This is a genomic window from Kitasatospora sp. NPDC059795 (genome assembly GCF_042732175.1).
In the GTDB taxonomy this organism is placed as follows: domain Bacteria; phylum Actinomycetota; class Actinomycetes; order Streptomycetales; family Streptomycetaceae; genus Kitasatospora.
On sequence record NZ_JBHWID010000004.1, the window covers coordinates 334,889 to 354,233 of the forward strand.

A 19,345-nucleotide genomic window follows, 5' to 3' on the forward strand; every position below is an offset into this window, starting at 1 on the left:
GGCAGCCTTCGCCCCGTCGCGCAAAGGCTGCCTGCCGCGGCACTAGCATGGCCGCCATGCCATCGACCGATCCGATCATCCGACCAGCAGTCGAGCAGGACGAACAGACGATCCGCGCCCTGGACCACGCCGTCTGGTCCCCGCTCAGCGAGGTCGCCCCGAAGGGCCCGGCCGACGCGCCGGTCTTCGACCAGCAGCACCGCCCCGAGCAGTACCTGCTCGCCGAACTCGACGGCGAACCGGTCGGCTACATCCGGCAGTTGCGGGAGATCCCGCTGGAGTCCAACGCCCACGTCCGGCAGATCCAGGGCCTCGCGGTGCTCCCGAAGGCCCGCGGCCGCGGCATCGGCGACGCCCTGATCACCGCCGTCTGCGCCGCCGCCCGCGCCGAGGGCGCCCGCCGGATCACCCTGCGGGTGCTCGGCCACAACGCGCCCGCCCGCCGCCTGTACGAGCGCAACGGCTTCCAGGTGCTCGGCATCCTGCCCGAGCACTTCCTGCTGGAGGGCAGCTACGTGGACGACGTCTGGATGGGCCGCGCGCTGGACTGAACGGCCCCCTGACGGCCCGTACCCGGACGGCCGCCACCCGGACGGCACCCCACGGGCCGTCAGTCCCCGTACAGCTCCCACAGCTGCGGGTAGCGGCGAGCCATCAGCGCCTTGTCCCCGAAGTCGAACGAGGCGCCCTGCGGCGCGCGCGGCTGCCGCACCCCCAGGTCCGGCAGCGGCAGCCCGGTCAGCCGCTCGTACGCCTCGTCGGCGGCGTACCCGAGCTCCTCCGCGTCGCCGTCCTCCTCGTCGTCGAAGTCGGGCAGCAGCTCCGCGAGCAGGTCCGGATCGTGCACCCCGTCCTCGAACACCTCCCGGCCCTGGGCGATCAGCCAGCAGCGGAAGTAGTCGAAGCTGTCCTCGGAGGCCCCGCCGAGCAGCAGGTACGCGGCGCCCCACAGCTCCACCGTGTAGGCCCGCTGGAACCGCGCCTCGAACTGCCGGGCGAAGTCCAGCACATCGTCCGGGGCCAGCCCCATCAGACGCTCCACCAGGGCCTGCGCCTGCTCGTCCGGATCACCCCCGGCCGCGTCCCGGGAGTCGTCGATCAGCTGCCAGAATGCCGTCTCGTCCATCACCGCTCCAGCATCCACAATCCGCACCGCGACCGCACCCGATCGAACCGCTGACGGCACAGCCCGACAAGTGCCCGCACACGCGGAAGCCCCGCACCGTCCGGGGACGGTGCGGGGCTTCCGACGGGGATGCCTTACAGGCCGAGCTCGACCTCGAACTCGCCGGCCTCCAGGATCTCCTTGACCGCGACCAGGTAACGGGCGGCGTCCGCGCCGTCCACCAGGCGGTGGTCGTAGGAGAGCGACAGGTAGGTCATGTCGCGGATGCCGATGGCGGTGCCGCCGTCGGCCTCGATCACCACGGGGCGCTTCACGGTCGCGCCGATGCCCAGGATGGCGGCCTGGTTCGGCGGAACGATGACGGTGTCGAACAGCGCACCGCGCGAACCGGTGTTGGAGATGGTGAAGGTCGCACCGGACAGCTCGTCCGGGGTGATCTTGCTGTCGCGGACCTTCGAGGCCAGCTCCGCGGTCTTCTTCGAGATGCCGGCGATGTTCAGGTCGCCCGCACCCTTGATGACCGGGGTCATCAGACCCTTCTCGGAGTCCACCGCGATACCGATGTTCTCGGTGTCGAAGTAGGTGATGGTGCCCTCGGCGTCGTTGATCCGGGCGTTGACGACCGCGTGGGCCTTCAGCGCCTGGGCGGCGGCCTTCACGAAGAACGGCATCGGGGACAGCTTCACGCCCTCGCGGGCCAGGAAGGAGTCCTTCGCCTTCGCGCGCAGCGACATGATCCGGGTGACGTCCACCTCGACCACGCTGGTCAGCTGCGCCTGCTCGTGCAGGGCCTTCATCATGTTGTCGCCGATGACCTTGCGCATGCGGGTCATCTTGACGGTCTGGCCACGCAGCGCGGACGGCGCGGCGGCGGCCTTCGCCGGCGCAGCGGCGGCGGGCGCGGCGACCGGAGCCGGCGCGGCCTTCGCGGCCTCGGCGGCGGCGATCACGTCCTGCTTGCGGATGCGGCCGCCGACGCCGGTACCGGCGACGGAGGACAGCGCGACACCGTGCTCGGCGGCGAGCTTGCGCACCAGCGGGGTGACGTAGGCGTCACCGGCGTCCGCGGCCGGAACGGCGGCAGCCGGAGCCGGGGCGGCGGCAACCGGAGCCGGGGCGGCGACCGGAGCAGCCGGGGCGACCGGAGCCGGAGCGGCGACCGGGGCGGCGGGCGCGACCGGCGCGGGGGCCGGAGCAGCGACCGGAGCCGGAGCGGCAGCCACCGGAGCCGGGGCCGGAGCGGCCGGCGCGGCCGGAGCGGCAACCGGGGCCGGAGCGGCAACCGGGGCCGGAGCGGCGACCGGGGCCGGAGCGGCGACCGGGGCCGGGGCGGCGGCGACCGCACCCGCGGCGCCGATCAGCGCCAGCTGGGCGCCGACCTCGGCGGTCTCGTCCTCGCCGACCAGGATCTTCACCAGGGTGCCCGCCACGGGGGAGGGGATCTCGGTGTCGACCTTGTCGGTGGAGACCTCGAGCAGCGGCTCGTCGACCTCGACGGTGTCACCCTCGGCCTTCAGCCAGCGGGTGACGGTGCCCTCGGTGACCGACTCGCCCAGCGCGGGCAGCACCACCGGGGTGGCGTCGCCGGCCGGAGCGGCGGCGGCCGGGGCCTCGGCGACCGGCGCGGCGGCCGCGGGGGCCTCCGCAACCGGAGCAACCGCAGCGGCCGGAGCGACCGGCGCAGCCGGAGCCTCGGCGACCGGGGCCGGAGCGGCCTCGGCGGCGGGCGCCGGGGCGGCGGCGGGAGCGCCCGAGCCGTCGTCGATGATCGCCAGCTCGGCGCCCACCTCGACGGTCTCGTCCTCGCCGACCTTGATCGAGGCCAGGATGCCGGAGGCCGGCGCCGGGATCTCGGTGTCGACCTTGTCGGTGGAGACCTCGAGCAGGGGCTCGTCCATCTCCACGCGCTCACCCTCGGCCTTCAGCCAGCGGGTGACGGTGCCTTCGGTCACGCTCTCGCCCAGCGCGGGCAGTGTTACTGAGACCGCCATGGTTCCAGCGACTCCTATCAAGTCTTGCGTTCAGGAATGAAGGGGGACGGGGGCGCGATCAGTCGTGCGCGTGCAGCGGCTTGCCGGCCAGCGCGAGGTGGGCCTCGCCGAGGGCCTCGGACTGGCTCGGGTGCGCGTGGATCAGCTGCGCGACCTCGGCGGGCAGGGCCTCCCAGTTGTAGATCAGCTGGGCCTCGCCGACCTGCTCGCCCATGCGGGCGCCGACCATGTGGACACCCACGACGGCGCCGTCCTTGACCTGGACCAGCTTGATCTCGCCGGCGGTCTTGAGGATCTTGCTCTTGCCGTTGCCCGCAAGGTTGTACTTGAGGGTGACGACCTTCTCCTTGCCGTACTGCTCGACGGCCTTGGCCTCGGTCAGGCCGACGGAGGCGACCTCCGGGTTGGAGTACGTCACCCGCGGGATGCCGTCGTAGTCGATCGGGACGACCTTGAGGCCGGCGACCCGCTCGGCGACGAGGATGCCCTCGGCGAAGCCGACGTGGGCCAGCTGGAGGGTCGGGACCAGGTCGCCGACGGCGGAGATGGTCGGCACGTTGGTGCGCAGGTACTCGTCGACCAGGACGTAGCCGCGGTCCATCGCGACGCCCTGCTCCTCGTAGCCCAGGCCGGTCGAGACCGGGCCGCGGCCGATGGCGACGAGCAGCACGTCGGCCTCGATGGTCTTGCCGTTCTCGGTGGAGACCCGGACGCCCTCGGCGGTGTACTCCACGCCGGAGAAGCGGGACTTCAGCTCGAACTTGATGCCGCGCTTGCGGAACGCGCGCTCCAGCAGCTTGGAGGAGTTCTCGTCCTCCAGCGGCACCAGGTGCGGGAGGCCCTCGACGATGGTGACGTCGACGCCGAAGGACTTCCAGACCGAGGCGAACTCGCAGCCGATGACGCCGCCGCCGAGGATGATCGCCGACTTCGGGATGTAGTCGAGCTTCAGCGCGTGGTCGGAGGAGATGATCCGGTTGCCGTCGATGTCCAGGCCCGGGATCGAGCGCGGCACGGAGCCGGTGGCGAGGACGATGTGGCGGCCCTCGATGCGCTGGCCGTTGACGTCCACCGAGGTCTGCGAGGACAGTCGGCCCTCGCCCTGGATGAAGGTGACCTTGCGCGAGGCGACCAGGCCCTGCAGGCCCTTGTACAGGCCGGCGACGACGTCGTCCTTGTACTTGTGGACGCCCTTGATGTCGATGCCCTGGAAGGTGGCGAGGACACCGAAGTCGGCGGCTTCGCGGGTCTCGTCGGCGACCTCGGCGGCGTGCAGCAGCGCCTTGGTCGGGATGCAGCCGCGGTGCAGGCAGGTGCCGCCCAACTCACCCTTCTCGATCAGCGCGACGCTCAGGCCCAGCTGAGCGCCACGGAGGGCCGCGGCGTAGCCGCCGCTTCCGCCTCCGAGAATGACTACGTCGAAAACGGTGCTGGCGTCGTTCGCCACGTCACGTCCTCCATGCAAAAGGTGCGGATCGCCGGGCCGGTCGCGGTCCGGTGGGTGAGTGCCCTTGTAAGGGCGCCCAGTCATGCCGGAAATACATCTTTGCACTTGTTGGCGGCGGGTGGCGTCGGAGGGTGCCCCGGCAGGGCCCGGGGGCGGGCCGCGGAGCGGTGGGGTGACCCGGCCCCGGAGGTATCGTCCCAGCTCACGGCCGGGAAATCGGCATTCGGAGGTACTCCGTTCGGGGGGCTTCGCCGTAGCAGTTCCGTACTGCGGAATCAATTTTCGCCGGAGGCGAACAACCGGGTGGATTGGCACCGGTCGCTACTGGCTGGTAATGCACGTGGGGCCCGACACCAACGGTGCCGGGCCCCACGAGGTCAACGGGTCACTTGCCCGCGGCGGTCTCCTCCGCGAAACGGACCAGGGTGCGCACCGCGCTGGCGGTGCCGCCCTTCGGGGTGTAGCCGAACGGGCCGCCCTCGTTGAACGCCGGGCCGGCGATGTCGATGTGCGCCCAGTCGATGCCCTCGGCGACGAACTCCTTCAGGAACAGACCGGCCACCAGGCCGCCGCCCATCCGCTCGCCCATGTTCGCCAGGTCGGCGATGGTCGACTCGACCATGCCCTTGCGCAGGTCGGCCGGCAGCGGCATCGGCCAGGAGGCCTCGCCCACCGCGCCCGCGGCCTCGTGCAGCTGGGTGCGCAGCGCGTCGTCGTTGGCCATCACACCGAAGGTGCGGTTGCCCAGCGCCAGCACCATCGCGCCGGTCAGGGTCGCCACGTCGACGATCACGTCGGGCTGCTCCTCGCCGGCCCGGACGATCGCGTCGGCCAGCACCAGGCGGCCCTCGGCGTCGGTGTTCAGCACCTCGACGGTCTTGCCGCCGTACATCCGCAGCACGTCGCCGGGGCGGGTCGCGGTGCCGGACGGCATGTTCTCCGCCAGCGCCAGCCACGCCGTCACGTTGACCTGCAGGCCCAGGCGCTTGGCGGCGACCACGGCGGCGAACACCGCGGCGGCGCCGGCCATGTCGCACTTCATGGTCTCGTTGTGGCCGGCCGGCTTCAGCGAGATGCCGCCCGAGTCGTAGGTGATGCCCTTGCCGACGAACGCCAGCGAGGCCCGCGCCTTCGGGTGGGTGTAGGCCACCTTCACCAGCCGCGGCGGGTTGGTCGAGCCGTTGCCGACGCCGAGGAGGCCGCCGAAGCCGCCCTTGGTCAGCGCCTTCTCGTCCAGCACCTCGACCTTCAGGCCGTGCTCCTTGCCGGCCGCCTGGGCGATCGTGGCGAAGGACTTCGGGTTCAGGTCGTTCGGGGCGGTGTTGACCAGGTCGCGGGCCCGGTTCATCTCCTCGCCCAGCACCGTGGCGCGCTCCACGGCGGCCTTGGCGTCCTTCGAGCCCTTGCGGTCGGTCAGCACGACCAGCTCGGCGACGGGGGCCTTCGACTCGGCCTTGTAGGTGCCGAACGCGTACGAGCCGAGCAGCGCGCCCAGCGCGACCGCCTCGACGTCCTCGGTCGGCAGCGCCAGCGCGACCTTCTTCGTACCGGCCAGGGTGCGGGCGGCCACACCGGCGGCCTTGCGCAGCTCCTCGGCGCCGAACGCGCCGTCAGCGGCCTCGCCCAGGCCGACGGCCAGCACCAGCGGAGCCTTCAGGCCGGCCGGCGCGGGAAGCTTGACCGCCTCACCCTCGGCGCCGGTGGCACCCAGGGTGGTGAGGACCTCGGCCAGCTTGCCCTCGAACGCCTCGACGACCGCCTCGGCGCCGGCCGCCACGATCAGGCCCTTGGGGCCCTTGGCGACACCGATCACCAGGACATCCGCCCGCAGGCTGGCGGCGGAGGAGGTGCTCACAGACAGTGCAGTCACGACAAATGCGTCCTGTTCTTTCGCGGTCCACAGCCGGTGACGGCCTCGATGGCCGACCGGCAAACCCAGGCAGACTCCGCGGCAAAACGGGCACGGGGGCCAGGGTGCTCACCGCATGGTAGTCCGCATATTGGGATTGCGCCGCCCCGCCTGTCGCCCTGTACGAACCGCCGCCGACGGTGACGGTGCGTGAACTCCGGCCGGGGCCGGACGTCATATCAGCGCGAGCGCCACCAGCGTCGCGGTCGCCGAGGACTCCACCAACGCCCCCAGCACATCGCCCGTCACCCCGCCGAAACGCCGCACGCACCGCCGCAACACGCCTGCGGCAACGGCCACTCCGAGCAGCACGGCCACCCCGCATTCCCACCGCAACGCCGCCGCCGCGCCGGCCGCCGCCAGCGTCACCGCCACGGCCGTCACCGGACGCACCGTGCTCGCCACCATCGCCCCCAGCCCCCCGGGCCGGGCGGCCGGCACCGGGCGCAGACAGCCCCATGCCAGCGCGGTCCGGCCCGCGACCGCCGCGACGGCGGCGGCGAGCGCGCCGCGCCAGAGTCCTCGCTCGAACTGACCTGCGAGCACCACGAGCTGAGTGAGCATCAGAAGAATGAGAGTCAGCACGCCGAACGGCCCGATGTCCGACTGCTTCATGATCCGCAGGGCGTCCTCGGCCGGCTTTCCGCTGCCCAGCCCGTCCGCGACATCGGCCACGCCGTCCAGGTGCAGCCCCCGCGTCGCCACCGCCTCGACGGCCACCACCGCGACGGCGCCCAACCACGCCCCGCCCCGCCACGCGAGGAGCGCCCCCGTGCCTCCCGCGAGCGCCCCGACCACCAGCCCGACCACCGGCGCGACCGCCATCGCCACCCCGCCGGCCGCGCGGTCCCACCGGTGCACCCGCACCCGAAACACCGTCAGCGTTCCGAACGCGAACCGTAGTCCCGGACCGAGCGCGGACGGGCGCGAAACGTCGGTGCTCACCAGCCGGGGCCTTTCACGTGCAGATTCTCGTCGCGAAGGGTTCCACGGCTTCGCGCGCCGTGCGCTCAGTAGCGGCCCAGCAGCTCCGCGGCCGTCGGCAGCTTCGCCGGGGCCCGCGGCGGCAGCGGCTTCGCGCTGGGGACCGCGGCAGGCTCCGCGAGGGTGTCCGTCGCGGCCTGCAGGAGGGGGAGGGCGAGGAGGGCGGAGATGCCCTCGCCCATGGTGACGCCGACGTCCTGCAGGGGCGTCAGGGTGAGGCGGTCGTAGGCCTTGGCCTGGGCGGGTTCGCCGGTCAGGGAGGCGGCGCGCCACCACTCGGGGGCGCGGAAGGCGATCCGCTGGGCGACCAGCGCGCAGGCCGCGGAGACCACGCCGTCGAGGACGACGGGAAGCTTGCGGACGGCGGCCTGGAGCAGGAACCCGGTGATCGCCGCGAAGTCCGCGCCGCCGGTCGCGGCGAGCAGCGCGAGCTGGTCGCCGAGCACCGGGCGGGCCCGGCGCAGCGCGTCGCGGATGGTGGCGCACTTGACCATCCACACCCGGTCGTCGATCCCGGAGCCGCGGCCGGTGACGGCGGCGGCGTCGGTGCCGCAGAGCGCGCCGATCAGGACGGCGGCGACGGTGGTGGAGCCGACGCCGAGGTCGCCGAGCAGGACCAGGTCGGTCCCGGCGTCGGCTTCTTCGTCGGCGACGGCCATGCCGGCCCGGAAGGCCCGGGCGGCTTCGTCAAGGGTGAGCGCGTTCTCGACGTCGATGCGGCCGGAGCCGCGTCGGACGCGGTGGCGGACGACCTCTTCGGGGAACTCGGCGGGGTCGGCGTCGACCGCGACGTCGACCACGCGGACGTCCGCGCCGTAGCGGCGGGCCAGGACGGAGACCGGCGCGGTGCCGTCGAGCACGGCGCGGACCCGGTCGGCGGTGCCGCCGCGGGCGTCGAGGGTGGAGATGCCGAGCGAGGCGACGCCGTGGTCGGCGGCGAACAGCAGGACCTTGCCGGCGGTCAGCGGGCGGGTCGGCGCCTCGCCCTGCGCGGACGCCAGCCAGGCCGCCAGCTCCTGGAGCCGGCCCAGGCCGCCGCGCGGCATGGCCAACTGCTGCCAGCGCTCCTCGGCGCCGCGCCGCGCACTCTCGTCAGGCCGTTCGACGAGCGAGGAGAAAGTGTCGAGATCCACGGTGGTGTCCATCGCTCGGCAATCTACACGGCCACCGCTTTGATGGTCAGCACCTGTCCGGCCACCACCAGCAGCACCTGCTCGGAGGCGTCGGCGACGGCCATGTTGAGCCGTCCGAGGGTGTCCCGGAAGCGCCGCCCGGAGGCGGTGGCGGGGACGACGCCCATGCCGACCTCGTTGGAGACCGCGACGACCGTTCGCCGGGTGGCGGCCCAGGCGGCGGCCAGTGCCGCGCAGCGCGCCTCGACGGCCTCCCGCCCGCCGTCGTGCCAGCGTTCGTCGTCCCAGGCGTCGTGCTCGTCCATCACCGAGGTCAGCCACAGGGCGAGGCAGTCGATCAGCACCGGCGCCGGGTCGGTGCGGTCGGCGAGCACGGCCTCCAGCGCGCAGGTCTCGGCGGTGCGCCAGCCGGCCGGGCGGCGGGAGCGGTGGAGTTCGACGCGGTGTGCCCAGTCGGTGTCGCCGTCGCGGGTGCCGGAGGTGGCGACGTACAGCACGTCGGGGCGGTCGGCGAGGAGCCGTTCGGCGTGCGTGGACTTGCCGGAGCGGGCGCCGCCGAGCAGCAGGGTGCGGGGGAGAGCCATGCGATCATCCTGCCGGACGGCGCATGCCCGGATTCCAGCTGGGCACGCTACTGTCGCAACCCTTCAGCAGCATTGACCCGGAGGAGCCCGGCATGGTGTGGACCTGGCGGTACGAGAAGAACGACGGCACCCCGGTGGCCCAGGACGGCGGCGCCGAGGAGTTCTCCAGCCAGGGCGACGCCGAGACGTGGATCGGCGAGGAGTGGAAGACGCTGCTGGACGACGGCGTCGACCGGGTGGTGCTGGTCGAGGACGGCCGCGACATCTACCCGATGAGCCTGCACGAGGCCTGAGGGTCGTCAGCGCCCGGCCGCGTTCGGCGTCACTTCTCCGCGATCACGTGCAGGAGGGCGGCGACGTGCCGGTACGGGTCCTGCTTGCCGGCCCGTTCCTCGGCGTCCAGCAGCTGGCCGAGCTGGCGGCCGTCGACCGGGGCGGCCTCGTCCTCCATGGTGTCGGTGAAGACCCGCACCCCGTACCAGTGGCGGACGGGGACGGCGAACCCGGTGAGGGTGGTGGAGAGTTCGGCGAGCCGGTCGGCGCGGGCGGGCAGGCCGAGGCGGTTGGTGTAGCGGGTGGTGTCGAAGGCCTCCTGGCAGGCCCGCCAGTCGCCGGTCAGCCCGGCCCGCATGGCCAGCGCGTCGCCGTTGCGGACCAGCAGCGAGAGCAGCCCCTCGGGGGCGAGGATGCGCGCGACCGAGGCGAGCATCGGGTCCGGGTCGGGCAGGTACATCAGGGTGCCGTGGCAGAGCACCAGGTCGAAGCTGCGCGGCCCGAACCAGCGGCCGACCTGGTGGCCGTCGCCAGTGAGCAGCTGGACCCGGTCGCGGACCTCGGGGGGTTCGGCGGCCAGCGCCTGCTGGGCGACGCCGAGGATGTCCGGGTCCGGGTCGATGCCGGTGACGAAGTGCCCGGCGCGGGCGAGCCGCAGCGCCTGGGTGCCCTCGGCGCAGCCGACGTCCAGCACCCGCAGCGCGGTGCCGCGGGTGAGCTGTTCGGCGAGCTGCCGGGTGACGAGCTCCTGGCGGACCAGGTTGTGGAGTCCGCCGTGCCGTTCCAGCCATTCGCCGGCCCCGCTGTGGTACGGCCCGCCGCGGGCGGGCAGCCGCCCGTGCCGACCGCGCGGCGCCCCGTACTGGGCGGGGATGCCCGGCGTGCCGAAGGCCCCGACCGGCTGCTGCGCCGGCGGGGCCCAGTACGGCGGAACGGCTTCCGCGGTCAGGGCCGCTCGCCCCGCTTGACCATCGGCTTGGGCAGTCGCAGGCGGCGCATCTGCAGGGTGCGCATCAGGCCGTACATCAGGGCGCCGCGGGTGTCCCCGTTCGGGAAGCGCTCGGCGAGGCCCTTGCGCAGCGTGAAGCCGATCCGGACGAAGTCCAGGATGACCACCACGAAGAAGACCATGAACAGCAGCGTGGAGAGCAGCTGCAGGTAGCCGATCTTGGTGATGGAGAGCACCAGCACCACGACGGCGTACGGCAGGAAGAACTCGGCCGCGGCCCAGCGGGAGTCGATGAAGTCGCGGACGTAGCGCTTGACCGGCCCCTTGTCGCGGGCCGGCAGGTGGCGCTCGTCGCCCTCCAGCAGAGCGGTGCGCTGCTTCTCGCGCTCGGCGCGCATCCGTTCGCGGGCCTGGCGGGCGGCCTCCTTCCGGTCCTTGGGGACGGAGACCCGGCTCTTCCGGTTGGACTCGGCCTCACTGCGCTTGGGCGTGGGCCGGCCCTTCGGGGCCTGCGGGTCGCGGGGCAGCCGCTCGTCGTCCTTCGTCAGCGTGACGGAGGAGGAGGCGGCGGAGTCATCAGAGCGGCGTCGAAACACACTCCCAGCGTACGGGTTGACCGGCCGCTTTCCGTCCGGCCCCCGGATGCGAACCGATATCGATCGTGAGGACGATGCCGAACGGCCGCTCGCTGTAGCAGCATTGTTGCTGGCTGGTGGACTGCGCCGGGGACCCCGTCGCGCATACACTCGACCTGTCACGAGACGCAAACCCAGGCCCGAAGAAGGGGGCTATCGAGGCCCATGAGCGACGGAATCATGAAGCGTATGGGGCTGATCTTCCGCTCCAAGGCGAACAAGGCCTTGGACCGGGCGGAGGACCCGCGCGAAACGCTCGACTACTCCTACCAGAAGCAGCTGGAACTGCTGCAGAAGGTGCGCAGGGGCGTCGCCGACGTGGCCACCTCCCGCAAGCGCCTGGAGCTCCAGCTGACGCAGCTGCAGCAGCAGTCCTCCAAGTACGAGGACCAGGGTCGCAAGGCGCTGTCCCTCGGCCGCGAGGACCTGGCGCGCGAGGCACTCAGCCGCAAGGCCAACCTGCAGTCCCAGATCACCGACCTGGAGACGCAGTACCAGGCCCTGCAGGCCGAGGAGGAGAAGCTCACGCTCGCCTCCCAGCGCCTCCAGGCCAAGGTGGACGCCTTCCGCACCAAGAAGGAGACCATCAAGGCCACCTACACCGCCGCCCAGGCGCAGACCCGGATCGCGGAGTCCTTCTCCGGCATCTCGGAGGAGATGGGCGACGTGGGTCTGGCGATCCAGCGGGCCGAGGACAAGACCGCGCAGATGCAGGCCCGCGCGGGCGCGATCGACGAGCTGCTGGCCTCCGGCGCGCTCGACGACGCCAGCGGCCTGGGCCGCAAGGACGACATCGAGGCCGAGCTGGAGCGGGTGGCCGGCGGCAGCGACGTCGAGCTGGAGCTGGCCCGGATGAAGGCCGAGCTGACCGGTGGCACCCCGGCCTCCCAGCCGCAGGCGATCGAGCAGGGGAAGAACGACACCCCGCCGCCCACCATCAACTACCGCAAGTAAGCCTGCGAGCAGGGGAGACGTACCAGCATGATCATGCGGGTCTTGGGTGAGGGGCAGTTCGAGGTCGCCGAGGGCGACCTGAACCGGCTGAACCAGCTGGACGACGATCTGCTCCAGGCCGTCGAGGCGGGCGACGAGGCGGGCTTCAAGGCCGCGCTCGGCAACCTGCTGGCGGCCGTTCGGGAGGTCGGTACGCCGGTGCCGGCGGATTCGTTGGAGCCGTCGGACCTGATCCTGCCGGACGCCGAGGCGTCCCTGGAGCAGGTCCGCGAGCTGCTGCGGGCCGAGGGCGACGGCCTGATCCCGGGCATCCCGGAGTAGTTCGGGCGCCGTTCGTGACGAGAGGGCGGGCACCCCTGGTGGGGTGCCCGCCCTCTCGTGTGCCTGCGGTCGTGAGGCGAATCGTTACGGCAGGGCCAGCATGCGGTCCAGCGCGGCCTTGGCGTACTTCTCGGTCTCGGCGTCCACCGTGATCACGTTCGGGACGCGGCCCTCGGCCAGCGACTCCAGCGCCCAGACCAGGTGCGGCAGGTCGATGCGGTTCATGGTGGAGCAGAAGCACACCGTGCGGTCGAGGAAGACGACATCCTTGTCCGGGTGCGCCTTGGCCAGGCGGCGGACCAGGTTGAGCTCGGTGCCGATGGCCCACTTGGAACCGGGCTCGGCGGCGTCCAGCGCCTTGATGATGTACTCGGTCGAGCCGACCTGGTCGGCGGCGGTGACCACCTCGTGCCGGCACTCGGGGTGCACCAGGACGTTGACGCCGGGGATCCGCTCGCGGACCTCGTTGACGGAGTCCAGGCTGAACCGGCCGTGCACCGAGCAGTGGCCGCGCCACAGGATCATCTTCGCGTCCCGCAGCTGCTCGGCGGTCAGGCCGCCGTTCGGCTTGTGCGGGTTGTAGAGGACGCAGTCCTCCAGCGAGAAGCCCATCTCCAGCACCGCGGTGTTGCGGCCCAGGTGCTGGTCCGGCAGGAACAGCACCTTCTGTCCCTGCTCGAACGCCCACTCCAGGGCGCGCCGGGCGTTGGAGGAGGTGCAGATGGTGCCGCCGTGCTTGCCGGTGAAGGCCTTGATGTCGGCGGAGGAGTTCATGTACGAGACCGGCACGGTGACGTCCGCGATCCCGGCGTCGGTGAGCACGTCCCAGCACTCGGCGACCTGCTCGGCGGTGGCCATGTCGGCCATCGAGCAGCCCGCGGCGAGGTCCGGCAGCACGACCTGCTGGCGCTCGGAGGTGAGGATGTCGGCGGACTCGGCCATGAAGTGCACACCGCAGAAGACGATGTACTCGGCCTCCGGGCGGGCCGCGGCGTCCCGGGCCAGCTTGAAGGAGTCGCCGGTGACGTCGGCGAACTCGATGACCTCGTCGCGCTGGTAGTGGTGGCCCAGGATGAAGACGCGGTCGCCGAGCTTCTCCTTGGCGGCGCGGGCGCGCGCCACCAGGTCCGGGTCGGAGGCGGCGGGCAGATCGCCGGGGCACTCCACGCCGCGCTCGCTGTTCGGGTCGGCCTCCCGGCCGAGCAGCAGCAGGGCGAGCGGCGAGGCGGTCGGGTCGACGCCGTAGGTCTCGGTGGTTGTGGTCACGGGCGGCTGCCCTCCTGATGCGGCGGCCGGATCGTTCCCGACACAGCCTTCTCGTCTATCTGACGCTATCTATGATAACCGGTTCTCGTCAGCCTGACGATGGCCATCCTGTCGATGTGACGAGAACCGCTCACCGGGATGGATGCTTCCCGCGCGAGAACCCGCCGTGCCACCGGTTGGCTGGACCTCATGAAGGCAATCGCGATCAATCGCTACGGCGGCCCCGACGTGGTCGAGTACACCGAACTCCCGGACCCCAAGGTCGGCCCCGACACCGTCCTCGTCCGCACCCGCGCGGTCGGCGTCAACCCCGTCGACTGGAAGATCCGCGACGGAGACCTCGACGGCATCCTCGACGCGCACTTCCCACTGATCATGGGCTTCGACCTGGCCGGGGTGGTGCAGGCCGTCGGCGGCGCCGTCACCGAGTACCGGCCCGGCGACGAGGTGATCGGCTACGTCCGCAAGGACGTCGTGGGGTACGGCACCTACGCCGAACTCGTCGCCGCGCCCGTCCGCACCCTGGCCCGCAAACCCGCCGCCCTCGACTGGGCCCAGGCCGGCGGCCTGCCCACCGCCGGGCTCACCGCACGGCAGACGCTGGTCCACGCGCTGCGCGTGCGCAGCGGCGAGACCGTGCTGATCCACGCCGCGGCCGGCGGCGTCGGCGCGCTCGCCGTCCAGGTCGCCGGCGCGCTCGGCGCCCGGGTGATCGGCACCGCCGGGCCGCACAACCACACCTTCCTGCGCGGCCTCGGCGCCGAACCCGTCGAATACGGCCAGGGCCTCGCCGAACGCGTCCGCGCCCTCGCCCCCGGCGGGGTGGACGCGGTGCTCGACCTGGTCGGCGGCGACACCCTCGACGTCTCCATCGCGCTGGTCAAGGACCCCGCCCGGATCGCCTCCGCCGTCGACTACCGGGTCGGCGCACTCGGCGGCCACTACATCTGGACCCGCCCCGACCCCGAGGACCTCGCCGCCGTCGCCCGGCTCGCCGACGACGGTCTGCTCACCGTCCCCGTCGCCTCCACCTTCCCGCTCGGCCAGGCCGCCTCCGCCCAGGCCCTCAACGCCGAAGGCCGCACCCGCGGCAAGATCGTCCTGCTGGTGGACTGAACGGAGACCCGGCGTCCGCGAGAATGGGCCCCGCAGAGTCGTTTCTCCCACGACTCCGAACCCTCACCCGCACCACCCGTGGAGCCCCGCCATGAGCACCCACCGGCCTCCCGACCTCGGCCGGGCGGTGGCCGGACAGGCCCTGGACGACACCGACCGCCTCCTGCTGGAGCACCTCAGCCGCGACGGCCGCGCCTCCTACGCCGAGATCGGGCTGCTCACCAACCTGTCCGCCACCGCCGTCCGCCGCCGGATCGACCGGCTGCGGGCCCGCGGCATCGTCCGCGGCTTCACCGTGGTGCTCGACCCCGCGCTGCTCGGCTGGGGCACCGAGGCGTTCGTCGAGGTCTACTGCCGCCCCCGCACCTCGCCCGAGGAACTGCTCGCCTCGCTGCGCCAGTTCCCCGAGGTCGCCGCCGCCTGGACGGTCACCGGCGACCCTGACGCCCTGGTCCACCTGCGGGCTGCCGACACCCGGCACCTGGAAGCCGTCATCGAACGCATCCGCAAGGAACCCGGCGTCCAGCGCAGCCGCTCCTCGGTGGTGCTTTCCCAACTCATCTGACGCAGGAATCCTGCGCCGCACCCCCCGAACACGCACGAAACCGGCCCCCACCGGCCCCGTTCCGACGCGCGCCCGTCCGACCCTGCTGCCTACGCTGATCATGACCCCCCCCACGCACCGCAGCGAAGAGGACACCCGTGTACGCAGCGCCCGACCGCATGCACAAGCCGGACGACGAACTGGTCGAGCTGGTCTTCGACTACATGCGCGAACGGCTCCAGTACGACCCCGTCCCGCTCGACCACCCCGGCGACGGCGCCCACCTGCGGGAAGCGCTCGCCGGGCTGCTCAACGACCACGGCAACAACCCCGCCGACGTGCTCAAGCTGTACGACCACGAGCTGTCCCGCGCCGTCATCTCCGCCGACAGCCCCCGCTACCTGTCCTTCATCCCGTGCGCCCCCACCAAGGCCGCGCTGCTGTTCGACATGGTGGTCTCCTGCGCCTCCCTGCAGGGCATCTCCTGGCTGGAGGCGGCCGGCGCGATCGCCGCCGAGAACCAGGTGCTGCGCCTGATCGCCGACCGGGCCGGCCTGCCCGCCACGGCCGGCGGCGTCTTCGTCTCCGGCGGCTCGGCCGGCAACCTGTCCGCGCTGGTGGTCGCCCGCGACACCGCCCGCCGCCGACTCGGCGTCGGACCGGAGACCCGGCTGCGGATCGCCGTCGCCGACCAGGTGCACTCCTCGGTCAAGAACACCTTCAACATCATCGGCGTCGAGGCCTTCCCCGTCCCCGCCGTCGACCGCCGCCTCACCGGCGCCGCCCTGCGCGCCGCCCTCGCCGCCGACCCGCACCCCGAGACCGTCATCGCCGTCGTCGGCACCGCCGGCACCACCAACGAGGGCATCATCGACGACCTCGCCGGCATCGCCGAGGTCGCCCGCGAACGCGACCTCTGGTTCCACGTGGACGGCGCCTACGGCGGTGCCGGCCTCTTCGCCCCCTCGGTGCGCGAGCGATACAACGGCATCGAGCACGCCGACTCCTTCGTCGTCGACCCGCACAAGTGGCTGTTCGCCCCGTTCGACTGCGCCGCGCTGCTCTACCGCGACCCCCGGCTGGCCCGCGCCGTGCACACCCAGGACGCCGGCTACCTGGACGTCCTGCACACCGAGGGCGACGAGTGGAACCCCACCGACTACGCCTACCACCTCACCCGGCGCGCCCGCGGCCTGCCGCTCTGGTTCTCGCTCGCCGTGCACGGCGTCCAGGCCTACACCGACGCCATCGAGACCGGCCTGCGCCTCGCCCGCGACACCGCGCAGCTGATCCGCGACACCGAGCACCTCGAACTGCTCCACGACCCGCAGCTGTCCGCGGTCTGCTTCCGCCGCACCGGCTGGACCCACGACGACTACTACCGCTGGTCGCGGCAGCTCCTCGCCGACCAGATCGGCTTCGTCACCCCGACCGGCTGGGACGGCGAGACCGTCGCCCGGTTCGCCTTCCTGCACCCCGGCACCACCATGGAGATGGTCCAGGAGATCCTCGACACCATGCGGTGACGGACGCGTACGGACCCGAACGGCGGCCGGACAGGCCCTAGAGATAGCCGCCGTTCGGCACGTACGGGGTCGGCGGGCGCATCCCGCGGACCGCCAGGTAGCCGCGGGTGGTCAACGACAGGCCCAGCTCCAGGCCCACGTCCACCGCCCACTCCTGCTCCGCCGTCAGGAACGACACGTCCGCGTCCACGCCCTCCGGCACCCGGGCCAGCGCCTCCCGCAGCAGCCGGGTCGCGATCCGCTTCGAGGTCGCCGCCACCAGCTGGACGGTGCCGCCGTCCCGGTAGCAGTAGCCGGTGCCGGCCAGGGTGTCCGCGATCAGCAGCTCCTCGAAGTGCGCCAGCATGAACGGGTGGTCCGGTCCGTGCGCCGCGCCCCGCAGCCGCCGGTCCACCGAATCCAGCAGGTGCAGGTGCGAGGCGTTGCCCGCGTGCACCGGGATGTCCCCCGGGTCCAGCAGCCGCCCCCGGTCCACCCGGCCGGTCAGCCGCATCGTCGGATGCAGCGTGAACCCCGCCGCCCGGTACCGCCGCGCCGCCGCCGGCGACGGCGAGGCGCACAGCATCCCGCGCAGACAGCCCCGCCCGTACGCCGCGGCCCGCTCCAGCAGCAGCCGGCCCACGCCCTGCCCCTGCGCGGACGGCAGCACCACGAGCAGCGCCAGCACCCACACGCCCTCGCGGCGCAGCGACAGCGCGGCCCCGACCGGCTCGCCGTCCTGCTCGGCGATCCAGCACCCCTGCGGGTCGGTCACGGCCAGGTGCCGCGACCGGGCGGTCCGGCGGATCCGGGACGGCGCGTCCGGCGGCTCGGACTCGTCGTCCTGCGGCCGGCCGTCCAGGTCGCGGAACGCCGCCCGGGAGACCCGGTTCACCGCCTCGGCGTCCTCCGCGCTGTCTCTCAACTGACGAATGATCACCGTCACATCCTGCTGGGCGCCGGTGTGCGGGCGGTAGCGGTTTGCCCAACTGGACGGTGACCGGTCAACGCCCGGTGTGCGAGCATGGAGCGTGGGGGGGAGTGGGCGACGAAAAATGTCCCCCGAACGCACCACCTACCGGAAATGAATCCGGGAGGCCGCTGGTTGGCACTGGCGGATCACAGTCGTCACAGACCGGGAGTAAGCATGACCGTCCAGGACGAGACCACCGTCGAGAGTGGCATTCTCCTCACCGATGCCGCCGCGGCCAAGGTCAAGAGCCTGCTGGAGCAGGAGGGCCGCGAGGACCTGTCGCTGCGCGTCGCCGTTCAGCCCGGCGGCTGCTCGGGCCTGCGCTACCAGCTGTTCTTCGACGAGCGTTCGCTGGACGGCGACGTCGTCAAGGACTTCAACGGTGTCAAGGTCGTCACCGACCGGATGAGCGCCCCGTACCTGGGCGGCGCCTCCGTCGACTTCGTCGACACCATCGAGAAGCAGGGCTTCACCATCGACAACCCGAACGCCACCGGCTCCTGCGCCTGCGGCGACTCGTTCAGCTAAGTCTTCTCAGCAGCGCGAACGAAGAGGGCGGCTCCCCATCCGGGGGGCCGCCCTCGGGGCTTTCCGGGGCGCTTCTCGGATCAGCGCGGGCCGCCGACACCCACCTCGCCGGACTGCGGCGGCACCTGGTCGCCGGTCGCGGTGTCCACCACGGCGCCGCCGTTCATCGGCCGGGGCAGGGTCACCGCGGCCTCCTGCTCCTTCATCACCTGCGGGCAGGCCTGGCCCGGCTCGGCGGTCTTGACGACGACGATCCGCAGCTTCACGGTCGGCGGGGCGTCCTCCTCCAGCCGGACCCCGTACTTGTCGCACACCCCGGCCGTGTAGAACACCGTCAGCTGGGTGGGGCTCTCCTGCCGGTAGCCCGTGACGGGGATCTTCACCGCCGTCGGCGGGTGCTCGCCGACGGCGATCCCGGGGCTGGTCGGCTGCCCGGCGGACGGCGAGGGCTGCCCGTCGGGGGTCGCGGGAGCGGACGGCGAGCCGGGGGCTGCGCTGCCCGGGCCGGGGATCGCGTCGCTCCCGGAGGCGTTCGGAGCGGACGCGGTGGGGCTCACCGAACCGGAGCTGCCGCACCCGGCCAACAGCCCGACGGCCAACGACACGGCGCCGAGCGCCAGGACGGTCCTCCGGCGCGCGGGCGAGGGCTTGACGGAGACGGCTGCGGTCTTGTCGTCCATGATCTGCGTTCCTCCCGAGGGTCGCGCAGTGCCGCCGGGAGCGGCACCGCGCGGGTTTGACGTGCCCGGGAGGAAACCGGTTCCCGCTACTCGCCGAACTCGGGCATCCCCGCCACCACCCGACGGGCCTCGACCGGCACCCGGACACCCAGCACCGTCGGCGCCGACCGCACCGGACCCGGACCGGAGGCCGGCCAGAACCGGCCCATCCGCCGCGAGGAGTCCAGCAGATCGGCCAGCGACTCGGCCTCGATGTCGTCCGGCCCGGTGAGCAGCCGACGGGGGGAGTGGTCAATCACCATGCGGGAGCTCCGATCGCCGCGCCGCGGCCACGCTGCCGCGGACTGGACGGGGGCCGCGTCCGGCCCCCGTACTCGCGACCCTAGGACGGCCGACGGTCGGGCGACAGGCCTACCCATCGGTAGTG

Annotated in this window: 20 protein-coding genes and 1 pseudogene; 8 read left to right on the forward strand and 13 right to left on the reverse strand. The window is 72.6% G+C overall.

Annotation, left to right across the window (positions count from 1 at the left end; translation table 11 throughout):
- Positions 1-47: 47 nt before the first annotated feature.
- On the forward strand, positions 48-551 hold the full coding sequence (locus ACFV4P_RS11040; RefSeq protein ID WP_380469663.1) for a GNAT family N-acetyltransferase: 504 nt from the start codon (positions 48-50) through the stop codon (positions 549-551).
- Between the two features lie 59 nt (positions 552-610).
- Here the strand turns inward: ACFV4P_RS11040 and ACFV4P_RS11045 are convergent, their stop codons facing one another.
- The 7 genes and pseudogenes from ACFV4P_RS11045 to cobU all read right to left on the reverse strand — a co-directional run.
- Positions 611-1,126, reverse strand: a complete 516-nt coding sequence (locus tag ACFV4P_RS11045; protein ID WP_073811918.1) for a DUF4240 domain-containing protein — start codon at positions 1,124-1,126, stop codon at positions 611-613.
- 134 nt (positions 1,127-1,260) lie between these two features.
- On the reverse strand, positions 1,261-3,117 hold the full coding sequence (gene sucB / locus ACFV4P_RS11050; protein WP_380469665.1) for a 2-oxoglutarate dehydrogenase, E2 component, dihydrolipoamide succinyltransferase: 1,857 nt from the start codon (positions 3,115-3,117) through the stop codon (positions 1,261-1,263).
- Between the two features lie 58 nt (positions 3,118-3,175).
- A complete protein-coding gene (gene lpdA, locus ACFV4P_RS11055; RefSeq protein WP_380469666.1) occupies positions 3,176-4,582 on the reverse strand; it encodes a dihydrolipoyl dehydrogenase in 1,407 nt (468 codons plus the stop codon).
- A gap of 367 nt (positions 4,583-4,949) precedes the next feature.
- Entirely contained in the window at positions 4,950-6,434 is a 1,485-nt protein-coding gene (locus ACFV4P_RS11060) for a leucyl aminopeptidase (RefSeq protein WP_380469668.1), read from the reverse strand.
- Between the two features lie 213 nt (positions 6,435-6,647).
- Positions 6,648-7,418: an adenosylcobinamide-GDP ribazoletransferase gene (locus ACFV4P_RS11065; protein ID WP_380469671.1), complete on the reverse strand. Its 771-nt coding sequence runs from the start codon at positions 7,416-7,418 to the stop codon at positions 6,648-6,650.
- Between the two features lie 65 nt (positions 7,419-7,483).
- Positions 7,484-8,602 (reverse strand): nicotinate-nucleotide--dimethylbenzimidazole phosphoribosyltransferase, encoded by a 1,119-nt coding sequence (locus ACFV4P_RS11070; RefSeq protein ID WP_073811910.1) that lies wholly within the window; start codon positions 8,600-8,602, stop codon positions 7,484-7,486.
- A gap of 11 nt (positions 8,603-8,613) precedes the next feature.
- A pseudogene (gene cobU, locus ACFV4P_RS11075) lies at positions 8,614-9,162 on the reverse strand (bifunctional adenosylcobinamide kinase/adenosylcobinamide-phosphate guanylyltransferase); the annotation flags it as partial.
- A 104-nt stretch (positions 9,163-9,266) separates the two neighbouring features.
- Between cobU and ACFV4P_RS11080 the strand changes: the two are divergent.
- Positions 9,267-9,467, forward strand: coding sequence for a hypothetical protein (locus ACFV4P_RS11080; protein WP_073811907.1), 201 nt, complete (start codon positions 9,267-9,269; stop codon positions 9,465-9,467).
- Between the two features lie 29 nt (positions 9,468-9,496).
- On the opposite strand, the gene ACFV4P_RS11085 is transcribed toward ACFV4P_RS11080, so the two are convergent.
- On the reverse strand, positions 9,497-10,207 hold the full coding sequence (locus ACFV4P_RS11085) for a class I SAM-dependent methyltransferase (protein WP_380469939.1): 711 nt from the start codon (positions 10,205-10,207) through the stop codon (positions 9,497-9,499).
- 185 nt (positions 10,208-10,392) lie between these two features.
- Complete coding sequence (locus tag ACFV4P_RS11090) at positions 10,393-10,992, reverse strand: DUF3043 domain-containing protein (protein ID WP_198953328.1); 600 nt, start codon at positions 10,990-10,992, stop codon at positions 10,393-10,395.
- 219 nt (positions 10,993-11,211) lie between these two features.
- Between ACFV4P_RS11090 and ACFV4P_RS11095 the strand changes: the two genes are divergently transcribed.
- Positions 11,212-11,985, forward strand: coding sequence for a PspA/IM30 family protein (locus ACFV4P_RS11095; RefSeq protein ID WP_274536975.1), 774 nt, complete (start codon positions 11,212-11,214; stop codon positions 11,983-11,985).
- Between the two features lie 27 nt (positions 11,986-12,012).
- The gene (locus ACFV4P_RS11100) at positions 12,013-12,306 is read left to right on the forward strand and encodes a hypothetical protein (protein ID WP_380469675.1); all 294 of its coding nucleotides are present in this window, start codon (positions 12,013-12,015) and stop codon (positions 12,304-12,306) included.
- Between the two features lie 84 nt (positions 12,307-12,390).
- Here ACFV4P_RS11100 and nadA read toward each other — a convergent pair whose 3' ends face one another.
- Positions 12,391-13,572 carry a quinolinate synthase NadA gene (gene nadA, locus ACFV4P_RS11105; protein ID WP_380469678.1) on the reverse strand — a complete coding sequence of 394 codons (1,182 nt, stop codon included), beginning with the start codon at positions 13,570-13,572 and terminating at the stop codon, positions 12,391-12,393.
- A 189-nt stretch (positions 13,573-13,761) separates the two neighbouring features.
- On the opposite strand from nadA, the gene ACFV4P_RS11110 reads away from it, so the two are divergent.
- The 3 genes from ACFV4P_RS11110 to ACFV4P_RS11120 all read left to right on the forward strand — a co-directional run bounded on the left by ACFV4P_RS11110 (position 13,762) and on the right by ACFV4P_RS11120 (position 16,758).
- The gene (locus ACFV4P_RS11110; protein ID WP_380469680.1) at positions 13,762-14,688 is read left to right on the forward strand and encodes an NADP-dependent oxidoreductase; all 927 of its coding nucleotides are present in this window, start codon (positions 13,762-13,764) and stop codon (positions 14,686-14,688) included.
- Positions 14,689-14,779: 91 nt separating this feature from the next.
- Positions 14,780-15,253: an Lrp/AsnC family transcriptional regulator gene (locus ACFV4P_RS11115; protein ID WP_073811898.1), complete on the forward strand. Its 474-nt coding sequence runs from the start codon at positions 14,780-14,782 to the stop codon at positions 15,251-15,253.
- Between the two features lie 137 nt (positions 15,254-15,390).
- Positions 15,391-16,758 (forward strand): pyridoxal phosphate-dependent decarboxylase family protein, encoded by a 1,368-nt coding sequence (locus ACFV4P_RS11120; RefSeq protein WP_380469682.1) that lies wholly within the window; start codon positions 15,391-15,393, stop codon positions 16,756-16,758.
- Between the two features lie 37 nt (positions 16,759-16,795).
- On the opposite strand, the gene ACFV4P_RS11125 is transcribed toward ACFV4P_RS11120, so the two are convergent.
- A complete protein-coding gene (locus ACFV4P_RS11125; RefSeq protein WP_380469684.1) occupies positions 16,796-17,677 on the reverse strand; it encodes a GNAT family N-acetyltransferase in 882 nt (293 codons plus the stop codon).
- A 207-nt stretch (positions 17,678-17,884) separates the two neighbouring features.
- Here ACFV4P_RS11125 and erpA point away from each other — a divergent pair, with 207 nt between their 5' ends.
- The gene (gene erpA / locus ACFV4P_RS11130; RefSeq protein ID WP_380469686.1) at positions 17,885-18,238 is read left to right on the forward strand and encodes an iron-sulfur cluster insertion protein ErpA; all 354 of its coding nucleotides are present in this window, start codon (positions 17,885-17,887) and stop codon (positions 18,236-18,238) included.
- Between the two features lie 80 nt (positions 18,239-18,318).
- Here the strand turns inward: erpA and ACFV4P_RS11135 are convergent, their stop codons facing one another.
- Both ACFV4P_RS11135 and ACFV4P_RS11140 read right to left on the reverse strand, forming a co-directional pair.
- Positions 18,319-18,918 carry a hypothetical protein gene (locus tag ACFV4P_RS11135; protein WP_380469688.1) on the reverse strand — a complete coding sequence of 200 codons (600 nt, stop codon included), beginning with the start codon at positions 18,916-18,918 and terminating at the stop codon, positions 18,319-18,321.
- An 86-nt stretch (positions 18,919-19,004) separates the two neighbouring features.
- On the reverse strand, positions 19,005-19,220 hold the full coding sequence (locus ACFV4P_RS11140; RefSeq protein ID WP_380469690.1) for a hypothetical protein: 216 nt from the start codon (positions 19,218-19,220) through the stop codon (positions 19,005-19,007).
- Positions 19,221-19,345 lie beyond the last annotated feature (125 nt).

Bases quoted from the DNA above. Each gene is read 5' to 3' on its own strand.
- ACFV4P_RS11110 (WP_380469680.1), top strand. From the start codon at position 13,762: ATGAAGGCAATCGCGATCAATCGCTACGGCGGCCCCGACGTGGTCGAG.
- ACFV4P_RS11115 (WP_073811898.1), top strand. From the start codon at position 14,780: ATGAGCACCCACCGGCCTCCCGACCTCGGCCGGGCGGTGGCCGGACAG.
- ACFV4P_RS11140 (WP_380469690.1), bottom strand. From the start codon at position 19,220: ATGGTGATTGACCACTCCCCCCGTCGGCTGCTCACCGGGCCGGACGAC.
- ACFV4P_RS11080 (WP_073811907.1), top strand. From the start codon at position 9,267: ATGGTGTGGACCTGGCGGTACGAGAAGAACGACGGCACCCCGGTGGCC.
- ACFV4P_RS11070 (WP_073811910.1), bottom strand. From the start codon at position 8,602: ATGGACACCACCGTGGATCTCGACACTTTCTCCTCGCTCGTCGAACGG.
- erpA (WP_380469686.1), top strand. From the start codon at position 17,885: ATGACCGTCCAGGACGAGACCACCGTCGAGAGTGGCATTCTCCTCACC.
- ACFV4P_RS11095 (WP_274536975.1), top strand. From the start codon at position 11,212: ATGAAGCGTATGGGGCTGATCTTCCGCTCCAAGGCGAACAAGGCCTTG.
- sucB (WP_380469665.1), bottom strand. From the start codon at position 3,117: ATGGCGGTCTCAGTAACACTGCCCGCGCTGGGCGAGAGCGTGACCGAA.
- ACFV4P_RS11045 (WP_073811918.1), bottom strand. From the start codon at position 1,126: ATGGACGAGACGGCATTCTGGCAGCTGATCGACGACTCCCGGGACGCG.
- ACFV4P_RS11100 (WP_380469675.1), top strand. From the start codon at position 12,013: ATGATCATGCGGGTCTTGGGTGAGGGGCAGTTCGAGGTCGCCGAGGGC.
- ACFV4P_RS11040 (WP_380469663.1), top strand. From the start codon at position 48: ATGGCCGCCATGCCATCGACCGATCCGATCATCCGACCAGCAGTCGAG.
- ACFV4P_RS11135 (WP_380469688.1), bottom strand. From the start codon at position 18,918: ATGGACGACAAGACCGCAGCCGTCTCCGTCAAGCCCTCGCCCGCGCGC.